Source organism: Helicobacter acinonychis, from assembly GCF_900461455.1.
Classification (GTDB): Bacteria; Campylobacterota; Campylobacteria; order Campylobacterales; family Helicobacteraceae; genus Helicobacter; species Helicobacter acinonychis.
Map to the genome: position 1 here is coordinate 33,027 of NZ_UGIA01000001.1, position 16,969 is coordinate 49,995.

Annotated in this window: 13 protein-coding genes, 1 tRNA gene and 1 pseudogene; 10 read left to right on the forward strand and 5 right to left on the reverse strand. The window is 39.0% G+C overall.

Features of this window, described 5'->3' with window-relative positions:
• Window position 1: 1 nt before the first annotated feature.
• Window positions 2–931, reverse strand: a complete 930-nt coding sequence (gene fabD, locus DYI00_RS00160) for an ACP S-malonyltransferase (protein WP_104709248.1) — start codon at window positions 929–931, stop codon at window positions 2–4.
• Window positions 932–1,061: 130 nt separating this feature from the next.
• Here fabD and DYI00_RS00165 point away from each other — a divergent pair.
• The 3 genes and pseudogenes from DYI00_RS00165 (at window position 1,062) to DYI00_RS00175 (ending at window position 3,224) form a co-directional block, all read left to right on the forward strand.
• A tRNA-Ser gene (locus tag DYI00_RS00165) sits at window positions 1,062–1,153 on the forward strand.
• 214 nt (window positions 1,154–1,367) lie between these two features.
• Window positions 1,368–2,370, forward strand: a pseudogene (locus DYI00_RS00170) (HTH domain-containing protein).
• A gap of 17 nt (window positions 2,371–2,387) precedes the next feature.
• The gene (locus tag DYI00_RS00175) at window positions 2,388–3,224 is read left to right on the forward strand and encodes a DNA-methyltransferase (RefSeq protein ID WP_104709247.1); all 837 of its coding nucleotides are present in this window, start codon (window positions 2,388–2,390) and stop codon (window positions 3,222–3,224) included.
• A 6-nt stretch (window positions 3,225–3,230) separates the two neighbouring features.
• Here DYI00_RS00175 and DYI00_RS00180 read toward each other — a convergent pair whose 3' ends face one another.
• Window positions 3,231–4,118, reverse strand: coding sequence for an alpha-1,2-fucosyltransferase (locus DYI00_RS00180; RefSeq protein WP_104709246.1), 888 nt, complete (start codon window positions 4,116–4,118; stop codon window positions 3,231–3,233).
• 144 nt (window positions 4,119–4,262) lie between these two features.
• Between DYI00_RS00180 and htpG the strand changes: the two genes are divergently transcribed.
• Window positions 4,263–6,128 (forward strand): molecular chaperone HtpG, encoded by a 1,866-nt coding sequence (htpG, locus tag DYI00_RS00185; protein WP_104709245.1) that lies wholly within the window; start codon window positions 4,263–4,265, stop codon window positions 6,126–6,128.
• Between the two features lie 351 nt (window positions 6,129–6,479).
• Here the strand turns inward: htpG and dapE are convergent, their stop codons facing one another.
• Both dapE and mnmG read right to left on the reverse strand, forming a co-directional pair.
• Window positions 6,480–7,631 (reverse strand): succinyl-diaminopimelate desuccinylase, encoded by a 1,152-nt coding sequence (gene dapE / locus DYI00_RS00190; RefSeq protein WP_104709244.1) that lies wholly within the window; start codon window positions 7,629–7,631, stop codon window positions 6,480–6,482.
• A gap of 10 nt (window positions 7,632–7,641) precedes the next feature.
• A complete protein-coding gene (gene mnmG, locus DYI00_RS00195; RefSeq protein WP_104709243.1) occupies window positions 7,642–9,507 on the reverse strand; it encodes a tRNA uridine-5-carboxymethylaminomethyl(34) synthesis enzyme MnmG in 1,866 nt (621 codons plus the stop codon).
• A 95-nt stretch (window positions 9,508–9,602) separates the two neighbouring features.
• Here mnmG and DYI00_RS00200 point away from each other — a divergent pair, with 95 nt between their 5' ends.
• The 4 genes from DYI00_RS00200 to DYI00_RS00215 all read left to right on the forward strand — a co-directional run bounded on the left by DYI00_RS00200 (window position 9,603) and on the right by DYI00_RS00215 (window position 14,367).
• Window positions 9,603–11,264 carry an SLC13 family permease gene (locus DYI00_RS00200; RefSeq protein ID WP_104709242.1) on the forward strand — a complete coding sequence of 554 codons (1,662 nt, stop codon included), beginning with the start codon at window positions 9,603–9,605 and terminating at the stop codon, window positions 11,262–11,264.
• A gap of 8 nt (window positions 11,265–11,272) precedes the next feature.
• Window positions 11,273–12,073 carry a phosphatidate cytidylyltransferase gene (locus DYI00_RS00205; protein WP_011578312.1) on the forward strand — a complete coding sequence of 267 codons (801 nt, stop codon included), beginning with the start codon at window positions 11,273–11,275 and terminating at the stop codon, window positions 12,071–12,073.
• Complete coding sequence (dxr, locus tag DYI00_RS00210) at window positions 12,074–13,165, forward strand: 1-deoxy-D-xylulose-5-phosphate reductoisomerase (protein WP_104709241.1); 1,092 nt, start codon at window positions 12,074–12,076, stop codon at window positions 13,163–13,165.
• A gap of 68 nt (window positions 13,166–13,233) precedes the next feature.
• Window positions 13,234–14,367 carry a beta-1,4-N-acetylgalactosaminyltransferase gene (locus tag DYI00_RS00215; RefSeq protein WP_104709240.1) on the forward strand — a complete coding sequence of 378 codons (1,134 nt, stop codon included), beginning with the start codon at window positions 13,234–13,236 and terminating at the stop codon, window positions 14,365–14,367.
• 63 nt (window positions 14,368–14,430) lie between these two features.
• On the opposite strand, the gene DYI00_RS00220 is transcribed toward DYI00_RS00215, so the two are convergent.
• Entirely contained in the window at window positions 14,431–14,982 is a 552-nt protein-coding gene (locus tag DYI00_RS00220) for a YbhB/YbcL family Raf kinase inhibitor-like protein (RefSeq protein ID WP_233755644.1), read from the reverse strand.
• 150 nt (window positions 14,983–15,132) lie between these two features.
• Between DYI00_RS00220 and DYI00_RS00225 the strand changes: the two genes are divergently transcribed.
• Both DYI00_RS00225 and DYI00_RS00230 read left to right on the forward strand, forming a co-directional pair.
• On the forward strand, window positions 15,133–15,588 hold the full coding sequence (locus DYI00_RS00225; RefSeq protein ID WP_104709238.1) for a helix-turn-helix domain-containing protein: 456 nt from the start codon (window positions 15,133–15,135) through the stop codon (window positions 15,586–15,588).
• Between the two features lie 202 nt (window positions 15,589–15,790).
• Entirely contained in the window at window positions 15,791–16,954 is a 1,164-nt protein-coding gene (locus DYI00_RS00230) for a NifS family cysteine desulfurase (protein WP_011578306.1), read from the forward strand.
• Window positions 16,955–16,969: the final 15 nt, after the last annotated feature.

The following is a 16,969-nucleotide window of genomic DNA, read 5'->3' on the forward strand; positions in this document are numbered from 1 at the left end:
ATCACACATATTCTTCTAAAAATTCAACCGCTTCATCAAGCCCCTTATTATCCCCTATGCTTATGGTGGGCTTGTTGCTCAAGCGCTTGTTAAGCCCTTTTAACACACTCCCACAGCCTAATTCAAAAAACACATCCACTCTATCATTATTAGACTTCACGCAATCTTGATAACGCACCGGCTGAGTGAGTTGCAAGCTCAATAATTCAACGGCTTTTGCTTTGTTTTGATACGCTTCGTTAATCGCATTGGAGATGATTTCAAAATTAAATTTATCTTTCAAGCTTTTTTCTAGCAATTCCTGGAATTTAAAAACCATAGGTTCTAAAAAAGGGCAATGGCTCGCCACGCTCATTTCTAAAAAAACCACTCTTTTGGCCCCCATGTCTTTTAAAGTCGGCTCTAAGGCTTTCAGATCGTTTTTAATCCCGGCTAAAACCACTTGCATGCCACCATTAAAATTCGCGCACCACACATTCTTGGTTCTTTGACACAGACTTAAAAGGCTTTCTTCAGAAACGCCCAAAACGACCATCATGGACACATCTTTGTTTGTGCACGCTTCTTGCATCATTTTGCCTCTTTGGTGCGTGAGCTTAAGGGCTTTTTCAAAATCTAACGCCCCACTCAAAGACACCGCACTCACTTCGCCAAGCGAATGCCCCAGAGCAAAAACGGGTTTTAACCCCCCTTCTATTTGTTTGTTAAGCAATTGATAAGCGATATAGCTCACTAAATAAATGGCAGGCTGGGTGTAAGCACTCTCTTTTAAAAGATCATTTTCTTCAAAAAGCGTTTTTTTCATATCCACTTTAAGCGTGTTAGAAGCCTTTTCAAACAATTCTCTAGCCAGAGTGTAGCTATCATAGAATGATTTCCCCATTCCTATACATTGCGAGCCTTGCCCTGGAAATAATAGTGCGTATTGCATGTGTATCCTTAAAAGTTTATTTTAGTTTGCAGATTAAGATTGTAATATAAAAGCCCTTAGTTTTGTTTAGAAACCATTAAAGTTTAAGGTTTATTTTAACTTATTTTTACTATAATTCTACTTTTTACAAGGACAGGTGGGTGAGTTGGCTGAAACCACATCCCTGCTAAGGATGCGTAGCCGTCAAGGTTACCGAGGGTTCGAATCCCTCCCTGTCCGCCAGCCTTTTTGCCTTTAAAAACTTTTTATTTAGAATGTATTGATGAGACACTATAGTTTCTAGGCATTCCTTTTACGACACTCCTTTTACAGATTTTACAAATATAATATTAGGTTGGGTGAAGAGAGACACCCAACCTAAACCCTATCAATCCGCTGTGGTATTTTCAAACATTTTGAGTATAATTATTTTCATTAATAATAAAAAAGAAAGAACATGACTTACAAAGAATTAGGTAAAAAAGTTTTAGAACAAGCAGAAAGGCCTTTGAGCGCTAAAGAAATTTGGGAGAGAGCTTGTGGAATGGGATTGGATAAGGAACTTTCAAGCATAGGAGAAACACCTGATCGCACACTTGGAAGTCAGCTTGGCGAACACGACATTCCTAACGACAAGAAGCAATTTTATGTTGCAAACAAAAAAGGAAGAACCTTTTTCTATTGGCTCAAATCTCGTGAAAGAGAATTTCCCCCACAAGAAACCCTAAATGTAAAAGAAGAAAATGATACAGAGAGCGAATGTTTAAATGCAACAGAAAAACAAAAAACCTCTTTTTAAGGAGAGAGACTTGCACCCATTGCTTGTGAAATTCCTTCACGAAAATCCAGATTTCAATCTCCTATGCAAAACCATCTGCCATCAAAAATGTAAAAAAATCTCTGCAGGTAAGACTCGGTGGAATTATCCTGACATCGTGGGCGTGTATTTTCCCTATGATGAATATTTTCCCTATAATAAATACGAAAAAGAAACTTTGGAGTTTTTACACCATACTAGGCAAAAAAGACACAAGCTTTTTTCGTTTGAGCTTAAAATCAAGCTTAATTTTTCCAATCTAAAACCGAGCTATTTCCAAGCGGTGAGCAATTCCAGTTGGGCTAATGAGGAGTATTTGGTGGTTTTTGAAGAGATTGAAGATGAAGTTTTGGGCGAATTAAGGCGGCTCAACCAAAGCTTTGGTATAGGGATCATCAAGCTAGAATCTGAGGTTTCAAACTCCAAAATCTTGTTGCCAGCTAAAGAAAAAGAGATTGATATACCCACACTTAACATGCTTATAGAACAAAGTCCGGAGGATTTTAAACCTTTTATGGAAAAGATTAACGGGCAAATTGAAGTAGGATTTAATAAACCAATGGCGATGTTTGGTTTTGATACAGTGGAAGGTGATGAAAAGATGCAAAAATACATTGAAGACAAAGGCATTAAAGCAGAGTAGGGGGAGTAAAAAGCCATTTGCCTTATTCTAATCAAACCCCACACCCCATTTTTGAAAGTGCAGACAAGCTTTTCACCCTTTATCATGGGGATTGCAATGAGGTTTTGCCCCTATTTGAAAACGCTTTTGATTTGATTTTTGCCGATCCGCCTTATTTCCTTTCTAATGATGGTTTAAGTATACAGAGCGGTAAAATTGTGAGCGTCAATAAAGGCGATTGGGATAAAGAAGAGAGGATTAATGATATGGATGAGTTTAATTATCAGTGGATAAACAACGCTAAAAAAGCTTTAAAAAATACAGGGAGTCTTTTAATCAGCGGGACTTACCACAATCTTTTTTCTTTGGGGTGCATTTTACAAAAATTGGATTTTAAGATTTTAAACCTCATCACTTGGCAAAAAACCAACCCTCCCCCTAATTTTAGTTGCCGTTATTTGACGCATTCAGCCGAGCAAATCATTTGGGCGAGGAAAAGCCACAAACACAAGCATGTTTTTAACTATGAGGTTTTAAAAAAGATCAATAGCGATAAACAAATGCGTGATGTATGGAGCTTCCCGGCTATCGCACCTTGGGAAAAAACAAACGGCAAGCACCCCACTCAAAAACCGCTTGCGTTACTTGTGCGCTTGCTTTTAATGGCGAGTAATGAAAATTCTCTCATTGGCGATCCTTTTAGCGGGAGTTCCACCACAGGCATTGCGGCCAATCTTTTGAAGAGAAAATTTATCGGTATAGAAAAAGAAAGCGAATTTATTAAAATATCAATAAATAGAAAAATAGAATTAGACGCTCGCTATAAAGAAATCCGATCCAAAATCAAAGATTTGAATCCAATAGACCCTTTTTGAGTGGGCTTAAGCGTTATACTTTTCGGATTTTATCTCAAAATGAGATTCTATTTTCACCCAATCCTCACAAAGGATATTTTCATGCCCAAAAAGCCAGTGTTTAGGGCCAATGATGATTTTTTTTGGATTGTTTATCAAATAAGCCGCCCACCAGCTATAAGTGCTATTAGCGATGACGCCATGCTTACATGATTGCATAAGCGCCATATCCCAGTATGCCTCTTCTTCTTTATCTCTAGTGGTCATGTCCATAAAAGGGTAGCCAAGATCAAGGTTTTGCGTGAATTCTAAATCCTCACAAAACACAAAAAGCTCCATGTTTGGCACATGCTTTGCCATATACTCAACAGCCTTTTTTTGATAATCAATACCAAGATGACAGCCAATCCCCACATAATCCCCTCTTCTTATATGCACAAACACGCTATTTTTAGAGGCTAAAATCAAAGAAAGCTTGCGTTGGTATGCTTCTTCTTTTATTTTTATTATTTTTGGGGGTAGCGTGAAGGTTTGCTTGATTAAAGGGGATATATCATCAAAATATCGTGGATCTTGGAAATAGCCATGGATATAAGTCAAGCGGTTTGGTTTTAACAACTTAGGCTCGTATTCAAACACGATTTCTTGGCTCACTCTGTCAAAACCCAAGCGTTTGAGCGTGTCTCTTACTAGCTTGGGGAGGTGTTGCATTTTAGCGGTAGCGATTTCTTTAGCGCTTGCATAGGGTAAATCAATAGGAAAAAGTTCTAATTGCAGTTTGCGGTTACCAGAATTAAAAGAAGTAACATCTAATAATACAGGTATTTTAAGGTGTTTTTGCAAACTTTTCGCAAAAGCGTATTGAAACATTTGATTCCCAAGCCCCCCACAAATTTGCACCACCTTAAAAGCCATTCAATCCCTTTGTTTCCTTAAAATAAAACGCTTATTTTAGCTGATTATCCGGCTTTTGCAAAAGACAGATCCACAGAAATGCAAGCAACTATTTAAACACGCTTTTATTGTATAATCTTAAAAATTTTATCTAAGGAAAAGTCAATGTCTAATCAAGAATACACCTTTCAAACTGAAATCAACCAGCTTTTGGATTTGATGATCCACTCTTTGTATTCTAATAAAGAGATTTTTTTAAGGGAGTTGATTTCTAATGCGAGCGACGCTTTGGATAAGCTTAATTATTTAATGCTAACCGATGAGAAATTAAAAGGGCTAAAGATCACGCCTAGCATTCATTTGAGTTTTGATAGCCAGAAAAAAACCTTAACCATTAAAGATAATGGTATAGGCATGGATAAAAACGATTTGATCGAGCATTTAGGCACGATCGCTAAATCAGGCACTAAAAGTTTTTTAAGCGCTTTGAGTGGGGATAAGAAAAAAGATAGCGCTTTAATTGGTCAATTTGGCGTGGGCTTTTATTCAGCGTTTATGGTAGCGAGTAAAATTGTCGTTCAAACCAAAAAAGTAACTAGCGAGCAAGCTTATGCATGGGTGAGCGATGGTAAGGGTAAGTTTGAAATCAATGAATGTATCAAAGATGAGCAAGGCACAGAAATCACCCTCTTCTTAAAAGATGAAGACGCTAATTTTGCGAGCCGTTGGGAGATTGATAGCATTGTTAAAAAGTATTCTGAGCATATCCCTTTCCCTATTTTTTTAACTTACACCGATACGAAAATGGAAGGCGAAGGGGATCATAAAAAAGAAGTTAAAGAAGAAAAATGCGAGCAAATCAATCAAGCGAGTGCTTTATGGAAAATGAATAAAAGCGAATTGGAAGACAAAGATTACAAAGAGTTTTATAAATCATTTGCACATGATAACAGCGAGCCTTTGAGCTATATCCACAATAAAGTGGAAGGCTCTTTAGAATACACAACGCTTTTTTACATCCCTAGCGTTGCGCCCTTTGACATGTTTAGGGTGGATTATAAAAGTGGGGTCAAACTCTATGTTAAAAGGGTGTTTATCACTGATGATGACAAAGAATTACTGCCGTCTTATTTGAGGTTTATTAAAGGCGTGATTGATAGCGAAGATTTACCCTTGAATGTGAGTCGTGAAATCTTACAGCAAAACAAGATTTTAGCCAATATCCGTTCTGCTTCAGTGAAAAAGATTTTAGGCGAGATTGAAAAATTAAGCAAGGATAATGAAAATTACCATAAATTCTATGAGCCTTTTGGGAAAGTGTTAAAAGAAGGCTTGTATGGGGATTTTGAAAACAAAGAAAAACTATTAGAATTGTTAAGATTCTATTCTAAAGACAAAGAAAAATTGATTTCTTTAAAAGAATACAAAGAGAATCTAAAAGAAAATCAAAAAAGCATTTACTACCTTTTAGGCGAAAAATTGGATTTACTAAAGGCGTCCCCGATTTTAGAAAAATACGCTCAAAAAGGCTATGATGTCTTGTTATTGAGCGATGAAATTGATGCGTTTGTGATGCCAAGCGTGAATGAATACGACAAAATGCCTTTTAGAGACGCTAGCCATAGCGAGAGCTTGAAAGAGCTTGGTTTAGAAGAAATCAATGATGAGGTGAAAAACCAGTTTAAAGATTTAATAAAGGCGTTTGAAGAAAATCTTAAAGATGAGATTAAGGGCGTGGAGCTTTCTAGCCATCTCACTTCAGCGGTGGCTTTAATAGGTGATGAACAAAATGCGATGATGGCTAATTTGATGCGTCAAATGGGTCAAAATATGCCTGAAAGCAAAAAAACTTTGGAATTAAACCCTAACCATGCGATTTTACAAAAACTCTTAAAATGCGAAGATAAAGAGCAGTTGAGCGCTTTTATTTGGTTGCTTTATGATGGGGCAAAGCTTTTAGAAAAGGGGGCTTTAAAAGATGCCAAAAGCTTTAATGAGCGTTTAAACAGCGTGCTATTGAAAGCGTTGTAGGGGGAAAAACTCTTTTTTAGGGGTTTAAACAGAACTGCTTTAAACCCTTTAAACACAAGTCTAAAAACGCCTTTAGCGTTTGAGGTGAATGAGCGTGATAAAAGCCTTTAATTAAAAAGATCAGCTTGTGGGGTTGCTTTCATTCAAACACTAAAAAGCATCAAAGCTAGCTAAACACAGTGTTTAGCTTGACTTTATTGGGGCTAAAATTTTATTTTTAGTGGTTTGAGAGTGTTGTATGCTTCTTTAACTCTTGACTTGCAACCTTTTTTAAAGTTTTCTATCGCTCGCTTTTCATCTTTTTCTATGCCTTGATTTGTGATTAAAACCTTATTAACTCCAATGTCCCATCTATTTTTTGCTCAAGCCCTCTAAAACCCCTAAAAACACTTTTTCTAAAAGCTCTAATTCTTTCAAGCTCACCCTTTCATCAATGGCATGGATCCTGTCGTTGATAACGCCAAATTCCACCACTTCTATACCATAAGCGCTAAAAAATCGTGCATCGCTCGTGCCGCCTTTGGTGTTTAAAAGGGGGGTGGTGTGGCATGTTTTTAAAATATTTTCTTTTAAAACACTGATGAGTTTTGAATGAGAAGAGGTGATGAAAGGCGAACTGCTTGGCTCTAATTCTAAAGTGTAAGACAAATCTTTTAAAACCTTTTCTAAATACTCTTTCAAACTTTCTTTGGTGGTCTTTAAAGAATGGCGTGCATTAAATACAATTTCTACGCTCCCTGGAGTAACATTATTCGCCCCTAACCCTGCATGCAAATTGGTGATAACCAATTTTGAAGGGTCAAAATATTCATCGCCATCATCTAAATTGATTCCTGAAATTAAGGGTAAAATGGAAGCGAGCGTATCAATGGGGTTTTGACATTTTTTTGGGTAAGCCACATGCCCTTGAACGCCTTTTAAAACGAGTTTGCCATTAATAGAACCTCTTCGGCCTATTTTAATGCTATCGCCTAAGATTTTTTCGCAAGTGGGTTCAGCGACAATAACCATATTAGGCAGTAAATCTTTTTCTTTGAGCTTTTCTAGCATAAGATTAGTGCCAAAAACGCCTGGCCCTTCTTCATCGCTTGTGAGTAAAATAGAAAGCATGAAAGGGGTTTTAGGGTTACATTTTAAACTCGCGCTCAAAAACGCCCCCACGCCCCCTTTCATGTCTTGCGCCCCACGACCGTATAAAAACCCCTCTTTAATGGTAGGTTTAAAGGGATCGCTTTGCCAATGATTGCCAGCAGGCACGACATCAATATGCCCCGCAAAGCAAAAATGCAAGGGCTTGACTTTTTCTTTTGCATGCTTTTTTTCTGTATGTTCTTTGGGGGGGTTAAAAACTCGGTATAAAAAAAGGTTTTTCACGCCATTTTTTTCACATTCTAGGACTTCAAAACTAGGAAAAAGCGATTTAATGTATTCAAAAATACCGCACTCTTTGGGCGTGATAGTAGGGTAGCTGATGAGCTTTTGAGTGATTCCTAAAGCGTTCATTAAAAATCCTTTAAGAGTTTTTTCTCAAATGAATGTATAGATGCAAAACATCTAAATTCGCTGGGGTGATCCCACTGATTTCTGAAGCTTCAAAAAGGCTTTTAGGGCGGAATTTTTCTAACTTTTCTACCGCTTCTAAACTAAGGCCTGGAATGCCTTTAAACACAAAATCTTTAGGGATAGAAACCTTGAGCATGCTATCCATTTTAGCGATATTTTCGTGTTGCTTTTCAATATAAATATTATACTTGCATTCAATTTTGATTTGCTCTAAAACCCGCTCACTCAAAGGGGCTAAAAAGCTAAAAAAGGATCGCATTTTTTCCAAGCTAAAACTATCGCGCGCTAAAAGGTCAACGCCATTGATCTTGTCATTGATAGGGTTTTCGTCTAATTCGCTTAAGCGTTTTAACGCTTCTTTACTAGGGGTAAGGACGCATTCTTTAAGGCGTTTCAAGTTTTCTTGTATCTCTTGTTTGTCTTTTTTCAATTCCTTATAAAAATCCTGTTCCATAAGCCCTAAATGATAGGCATGTTCGCCTAATCTAAAGAGCGTGTTATCTTCTCTTAAAAGCAAGCGGTATTCGGCTCGGCTTGTAAACATTCTATAAGGCTCATTCGTGCCTTTAGTGACTAAATCATCAATTAAAACGCCGATATAGGCTTCATTACGCTTTAAAATAAAGGGGGCTTGATTCTTTAGGGCTAACACCGCATTAATTCCAGCCATAAGCCCTTGAGCTGCTGCTTCTTCATAGCCCGTAGTCCCATTGATTTGTCCGGCTAAATAAAGCCCCTTGATTTTTTTGGTTTCTAAAGTGTGGGTTAATTCCGTAGGTTGGATAAAATCATACTCTATCGCATAGCCATAGCGCGTGATGAGGGCGTTTTCTAAGCCTTTGATAGAATGAATGGTCTCTTCTTGCACATCTAGGGGTAAAGAAGTGCTTAAGCCGTTGATATAATATTCGCTTTTATGAATGGTTTGAGGCTCTAAAAACAGCTGGTGGCGTTCTTTTTCGCTAAAGCGGTTGATTTTATCTTCAATGCTGGGGCAATACCTAGGGCCTATGCCTTCAATTTGACCGCTAAAAAGGGGGGCTCGGTGGAAATTATCCCTAATGATTTGATGGGTGGTAGGGTTAGTGTAAGTGATGAAACAAGAGAGTTGGGTGGGGTTAAAATTTTTGGTTTTATAGCTAAAATAAGGGGGGTTTGTGTCCCCAAAATGCTCTTCTAAACCTTCAAAGTTAATGCTTTTACCAGCCACTCTAGGGCAAGTGCCGGTTTTTAACCTCTCCACCTTAAAGCCAAGCTCTCTTAAATTCAAGGCTAAAGAATTAGAAGCGTTTTCCCCAAAGCGCCCGTTTTGGTTTTGGTGCTCGCCAATATGGACTACCCCTTTTAAAAAAGTGCCTGTGGTGATGATCACTTTTTTAGCTCTGTAAGTGTTATTAATGTTCGTGGTTACGCCCACTACCTCATCATTTTCAATGATTAAACTTTCAGTCATTTCTTGAGAGACGCTCAAATTAGGGGTGTTTAAAACAAGATTTCTTGCAAAAATGCGGTAAGTATCCATATCAATTTGCGCTCTAGTCCCCCTAACCGCCGGCCCTTTAGAAGCGTTTAACACACGATATTGCAAACCGCTATTATCCGTAATAATCCCCATAGCCCCCCCTAAAACATCCACTTCTTTAGTCAAATGCCCTTTACCCAAGCCCCCAATAGCCGGATTACAGCTCGCTAAACCGATCGTATCTATCAACATGGTGATTAAATGCGTTTTAGCCCCCATTTTGGCAGCAATCAAACTCGCTTCAATGCCTGCATGTCCCCCACCAACCACTAAAATATCACTTTCTTTTACCACTTTTTTTCCTATTTTAATATTATTTTTTTAAAGTCCTATTTTTAAATGAGTTTTATTGTAGCATGTAAGTCAATAACTTTAAAGGGCAAAACATAATGGAAGATTATTCACACACTAATGCATGCACTGATGCAAACACTGATGATAGAAGCACCAAGATCGTGCGCTTATTGGGGTTAGTAGGGGGGGTATTGATCGCGTTTATTGTTTATTACGCCTTAAACGCTCAAATGCCCCATGCAATAGAAGAAATCCCCAAACTTAGCGCTTTAAATTATAAAGCAATGCCTGTTGTGGCGGGGGTGGCTATTTTAATGGGGATATGGTGGATGACAGAAGCCGTTGACTTGCCCGCAACCGCGCTTTTACCTTTGGTGATTTTTAGTGTTTTTAGCGTGGATCAATTCGCCAGCGTTAGCTCTTCTTACGCATCGCCGATTATTTTTCTTTTTATGGGAGGGTTTATTTTGGCTTTAAGCATGCAAAAATGGAATTTGCACACACGCATCGCTTTAAGCATCATTTTATTGGTAGGCACAAGCCCTAGAAGGTTGATTTTAGGTTTTATGATCGCCACAGGCTTTTTGTCCATGTGGGTGAGTAATACTGCAACGGCGGTGATGATGCTCCCTGTTGGCATGAGCGTGTTGCAACTAGTCGCTAAACTTGTGGGTAAAGAAAACACCCCCAATTCATGGTATCAAAAAGAAGAAATCACCAAAGCGCATGGAGGTATTATGGGCAATATTGTGCATAAGGGCAAGGATATTGCAAATGTGATCCAAGAAAAGACCACGATTTATCGCACGAATTTTAGTATTTGCTTGATGCTTGGTATCGCTTATGCCGCTTCCATTGGTTCTTTAGGCACTCTCATTGGCACGCCGCCTAACGCCTTATTAGCCGGCTATATGAAAACCGCTTTCAACATTGAAATTGATTTCGCTCAATGGATGGTGTTTGGGACGCCGTTAGCCTTTATCATGCTCATTTTAGCGTGGTTCTTGCTCACTTATGTGATTTTTCCTTTAAAGATCAAAGAAATCCCAGGGGGTAAGGAAGTCATCAGATTAGAGTTGAAAAAATTAGGCCGTTTGAGTCAAGCGGAAATCTCTGTGGGGATTCTTTTTGTTTTAGCGTCTTTAGGGTGGATTTTTTTAGGCGCGATCTTAAAATCTTGGGGCATTAAGATAGATAAAATTGATTCAGTGATCGCTATGGGGGTTTCTGCACTTCTATTCATTTTGCCCGCTAACAATAAGGGTGAAAGGCTGATTGAATGGGACACTGCTAAAAAACTCCCTTGGGATGTGTTGCTCTTATTTGGCGGAGGGTTAGCTTTGAGCGCGCAATTTTCTAAAACTGGGTTGAGTTTGTGGATTGGGCATTTGGTCTCTGGCTTTTCGCATTTACCGATTTTACTCATTATTGTTTTGGTAACTTTAATGGTCATTTTCTTAACCGAAATCACTTCTAACACCGCCACCGCTGCGGCGTTTTTACCGGTGATTGGGGGGGTTGCAGTAGGCATGGGCTATGGGAATAGCGAAAGCTTGTTATTGACCATTCCTGTGGCCTTGAGCGCGACTTGCGCGTTCATGCTCCCTGTGGCCACCCCACCAAATGCGATAGCTTATGGCTCTGGGTATGTTAAAATAACAGATATGATTAAGGCCGGTTTGTGGCTCAATCTGGTAGGGGTTGTTTTAATCAGTGCGTTTAGCTATTGTTTGGTCTCACTGATATTCATTCATTAAGGAACAATGTGGAAGAAAAGTTATTTAAAGAAAAGTCTCGCTATATCACAGGGATTATTTTAATCATTGCGTCAGGCTTGATTTTGTATGCGGACAATTTGTTGTTGTTTTGGGCTGTTTTAGGGGGGGTGTATATAGTGGGATTTTCTGAAGCGTTAAGGTTGTTTCAAGTTAAAGCGAGCTTTAGTTTGTATCTTATTTTAGTGTTGTCATGGGTAGCGGTGTATTTTAATGGGCGCCCCATAGAATGCACTTTAATAGGTGCAATGGTCATGGCTAGTGTCATCGCTTATCAAAAAACGCATAGCAGTGAAGCCATTTTACCTTTTTTATATCCGGGCATTGGGTTTTTTGCACTTTTTGGTGTTTATAAGGATTTTGGCACGGTAGCGATCATCTGGCTTTTAGTTGTGGTGGTTGCAAACGATGTGGGGGCGTTTTTTGGAGGAAAGCTTTTAGGCAAAACCCCTTTCACGCCCACTTCACCCAATAAGACTTTAGAGGGTGCATTGATTGGCGTTACTGTCGGGAGTGTTTTTGGGTCGTTTGTAGGCATGGGGAAATTGAGTGGGGGCTTTTTTATGGCTCTGTTCTTTAGTTTTTTAATCGCTCTTGCAGCGGTGTTTGGGGATTTGTATGAAAGCTATTTGAAAAGAAAAGCCGGTATCAAGGATAGCGGTAAGATTTTACCTGGGCATGGTGGCGTTTTAGACAGATTAGATTCCATGCTTTTTGGGGCTTTGAGCTTGCATGTGTTGTTGTATTTTTTAGAAGTTTGGAAAGAGACGGCGGTGTTTTTAGGGGATTAAATGGTTGTTTTAGGGAGCACCGGCTCTGTTGGGAAAAACGCCCTTAATATCGCAACAAAATTTGGCGTAAAAATAGAAGCGTTAAGTTGCGGAAAGAATATCGCTTTAATCAATGAGCAAATTAAAATATTCAAACCCAAAAAAGTGGCGATTTTAGATCCTAACGATTTGAATCTTTTAGAGCCTTTGGGCGCGAAAGTGTTTGTGGGACTAGACGGCATTGATGCGATGATAGAAGAGTGCGCTTCTAATTTAGTCCTTAACGCTATTGTGGGCGTGGCTGGATTGAGAGCGAGCTTTAAAAGCTTACAAAGGAATAAAAAACTAGCCTTAGCGAATAAAGAAAGTTTAGTGAGCGCGGGGCATTTGTTAGACATTTCACAAATCACGCCCGTTGATAGCGAGCATTTTGGCTTGTGGGCGTTGTTGCAAAACAAGGCTTTAAAACCCAAATCTTTAATCATTAGCGCTAGTGGGGGGGCTTTTAGGGACATGCCTTTAGAATTAATCCCTATTCAAGGCGTTCAAAACGCGCTCAAACACCCTAATTGGAGCATGGGATCTAAAATCACCATTGATTCAGCGAGCATGGTCAATAAGCTTTTTGAAGTTTTAGAAACCTATTGGCTTTTTGGCGCGTCTTTAAAGATTGATGCGCTCATTGAAAGGAATTCTGTCGTGCATGCTTTAGTGGAGTTTGAAGACAATTCTATGATCGCGCATTTAGCGAGTGCAGACATGAAATTACCCATAAGTTATGCTATTAACCCCAAGTTAGCTTCTTTGAGCGCTTCTATCAAGCCTTTGGATTTATACGCTTTAGGCGCAATTAAGTTTGAACCAATTGATTTGGAGCGTTACACTTTGTGGCGTTATAAAGATTTGTTGTTAGAAAACCCAAAGCTTGGCGTGGTGCTGAATGCGAGCAATGAAGTGGCGATAAAGAAGTTTTTGAATCAAGAAATCGCCTTTGGAGGCCTTATCAAAATTATCTCTCAAGCCTTGGAATTGTATGCTAAAACGCCTTTCAAGCTCTCTTATTTAGACGAAGTGCTAGAATTAGACAAAGAAGTTAGGGAGCGTTTGGCTTGAAGTGTGGTAGAGGTGTAGTATAATTAAGATTTTGCTTGTCATAGCGTTTTATTTTATTAGGGGTTTTTATGGGATTAAAAAATACAATCAAGGGTTTTATTAAAGAGAGAATGCCCTTTGTGGTCAGGTGTGTTCGTAGTTTTAGGGGGGCCAAAACGCAATTCAAGGAAATGATTAAGGGAATGTTAAAGGCAATGTTAGAGGCTAAAAAACTTCATTCTCTTCAAAAAGCTTTATTCAACCATGATCATCAAGAAAGCGTGTTTTTGACTATCGCCTCTTTAAATAATGAAAGTTTCATTGAGCGTAACAAGGATATTTATAAAAATAGTTCTCTTAATTATAATTATGGGGGGGGGGATTTAGTCGATAGGGTTATCCATCCCACTTTAACTTTACCCCATCCCACGCATTCAGGCTATTTTGATTACGATCAAAAAAGCCAAAACCCTAAAAGCCCTTTAAACCCATGGGCTTTTATTAGAGTCAAAAATGAAATCCCCACCTTAGAAGAGAGTTTGTTTTCCATGCTTCCTGCCATTCAAAGGGGGGTCATTGGTTTCAATGATTGCGACGATGGCTCTAAAGAAGTGATTTTAGAGTTTTGTAAAAAATTCCCTTCGTTCATCCCTATTAGCTATCCTTATGAGGTCATTCTAAAAAATTGCCCGAGTTTGTGGCACCAATTGTATCATTACTCTAATTATGTGCTTTCTTTTATCCCTAAAAATGAGTGGGTTATTAAAATTGATGCCGATCACATCTATGACGCTAAGAAGCTTTATGAAAGTTTTTATATCCCCAAAAACACCAAAGAGATTGTGATGTATTCGCGCATCAATTTTGTGGTGCAGGATTTTGAAGTGTTTGTGCGTAACGATGGGGTTTTTGGGTTTTTAGACGCGCATGGAGATCAATGGTTATTGTATAACGATTGTGGGTCTTTTGAGATTTGGCAAGACAATGATGAGAGTTATGAAGTCCTAAAGCCTAAAGACAAACACCATGTGAAAGATAAAGAAATGGTGCAATGGCATTTCCCTTTAGCTAAAAAGGAGCGAAACGCTATCGTTTGTGATAATTTGATCCCTTTAGAAGAATTTAAAAAACGCCGTGCTGATTTGATAGGCACAAGGATTGAAGAAAGCATGTTAGATGAAAAGAGAATTTTAGAGATGTATCAAAAATTCCGTTTGCCTTAAATTTGTTTTGACGCTCAATAACCAACTTTTATTGGGTTTATTGGACTAAACCTAACACGCCGTTTATTTTCTCACAAACTGCTTGTATAAAAATTCCTTTCTCCCTATAGCGATAATATGCCTGCGCATTTTGTCATGCAAATCGCCTAAGAAAAAGGGGGCTTTTAAGGCGAGTTTAGGAATGTCTAGGGCATACACTTGGATAAGGTAATGATGATCACCATTAGGGGGCATGGGGCCGATATAAACGCTATTGTTGAGGTTGGAGCGTTGTTTTTCGCTTTCATTAAGCGGAGAACGGATAAAGCCTTGAGTGAGCGAATTGACCCCTTGAATAATCCTTTTATCCATCATGGAAGCGTTTTCTTCTAAAACATTGTGAGGAATATTGCCCACAACCCAATGGACAAACGACATGCCACACACTTTTTGAGCGTCATGATCGATGAGTTCTAACGCATAGCTTTGAGCGCCTTCTATTTTTTGCCATGAGATTTTAGGCGAATAAGTGGGTAAGCCGTTTGGATTGAGAAACCCTTTAGGGGCGTTACCGCCAAATTTAGCGTCTAAATACCCTTGCGAATCGGTTTGAATCACCACTTCAAAAGTTTTCATTCTAAGCCCTTTTTTTGAAATTATTTTGAATGTTCTTATTGTAGCATATCGTGGGTTTTAAAATGCATGCGAATTTGGAGCGGTGGGCATGAGAATAATTATTTTTAATGGTTAAACAACGATTTATTTTGGACTATTACCATTTAGGGCATGAAAAATAGAATAGATACTTTAATGGATAAAATAGACGCGTTGTTAGAACGGCAAGAGAGAATGGTTGCGCTATTAGAAACCTATCTAAACCCCACGCCCCAAGTTTCAAGCCAGCTTTTTAAAAGCGTTAGTCAAGAGGTGGAGTTAGCCTCAGAAATCGCACAAGAAGATGAAGAAAAACGCCTTTGCGTGTTGGAGTATTTAAGCCATGTGGATATTACTAAAAACAAGCAAGACCCCCAACTCAAAAAAGATTGTTTGGAATTTATCCAAAAATTCAATATCCCAAAGCCCATTATCATCACCGCTCTTTATAACCTTAAAGGCATTAAGCCCACGAAAAAAGAAGTCTCTAAACAATTGCAAAAACTCTATGTGTGGGAGAAGCGTTATTTAAAAGGGGGGATAGAGGCTTTAAAAGACAGGCGTGGGAGGCCTTTTAAAAGATCTTAAGCGGTTTTGTTGGCGCACGCTAACGATCCAAATAATCTCTTGTGATCAACAAGATGGTTGGTTTTTAGTAAGCAGGGTTTGGCTTTCTCAAAATGTTTTTAAAATTCATCTTATTTTTAAGTTAAAATTAAGAAAATATCTTGTATATCACTAACCGACTTGGATAAGAAATCTATGCAAAATTTTTAAGGAGAACGCTCATTTGTTACAACGAATTTATTTAGACAATAACGCTACAACGAAAATTGACCCTAAAGTTAGAGCAATCATGGATCCCTTTTTAAGGGATCACTATGGGAATCCTAGCTCTTTGCACCAATTTGGCACAGAAACCCACCCAGCCATTGCTGAAGCTTTAGACAAGCTTTATAGGGGCATTAACGCTAGAGATATAGACGATGTGATCATCACTTCTTGTGCAACGGAGAGCAATAATTGGGTTTTAAAGGGTGTGTATTTTGATGAATGCTTGAAAAAAGGCAAGAATCATATTGTTACCACGGTTGCAGAACATCCGGCGGTGCGATCCACTTGTAATTTTTTAGAAAGCTTGGGAGTAAAGGTAACTTACTTACCTATCAATGAGCATGGGAGTATCACCGCAGAGCAAGTCAAAGAAGCGATCACAGACAAAACCGCTTTAGTGAGCGTGATGTGGGCGAATAATGAAACCGGTCTCATTTTCCCTATTGAAGAAATTGGGGTTATTTGTAAAGAAAAGGGCGTGTTATTCCATACCGATGCGGTGCAAGCGATTGGTAAAATCCCTGTAGATGTGATAAAAGCGAATGCGGATTTCCTTTCTTTTAGCGCACATAAGTTTCATGGGCCTAAAGGCGTTGGGGGGTTATATATTAGAAGTGGGGTGGAATTGACCCCTCTTTTTCATGGTGGGGAGCATATGAATGGCAGGCGCAGTGGGACTTTGAATGTGCCTTATATTGTGGGCATGGGCGAAGCGATGAGATTAGCCGTAGAGCATTTAGACTATGAAAAAGAAGTGGTAGGGAAATTGCGCGACAAATTAGAAGGAGCGCTTTTGAAAATCCCTGATGTGATGGTGGTAGGCGATCGAGTCCATCGTGTGCCTAACACGACTTTAATCAGCGTGAGAGGGATTGAAGGGGAGGCTATGTTATGGGATTTAAACCGCGCTAATATCGCCGCTTCCACAGGGAGCGCGTGCGCGAGTGAGGATTTGGAGGCTAATCCTGTAATGGTGGCGATTGGGGCGAGTAAGGAGTTAGCTCATACCGCTATCAGGCTTTCATTGAGCCGTTTTAACACGGAAGCTGAAATTGACAAAACGATTGAAGTTTTCTCTCAAGCGGCTACAAGATTGAGAAATATTTCAAGCTCTTATTAAAATACCAATAAAGGA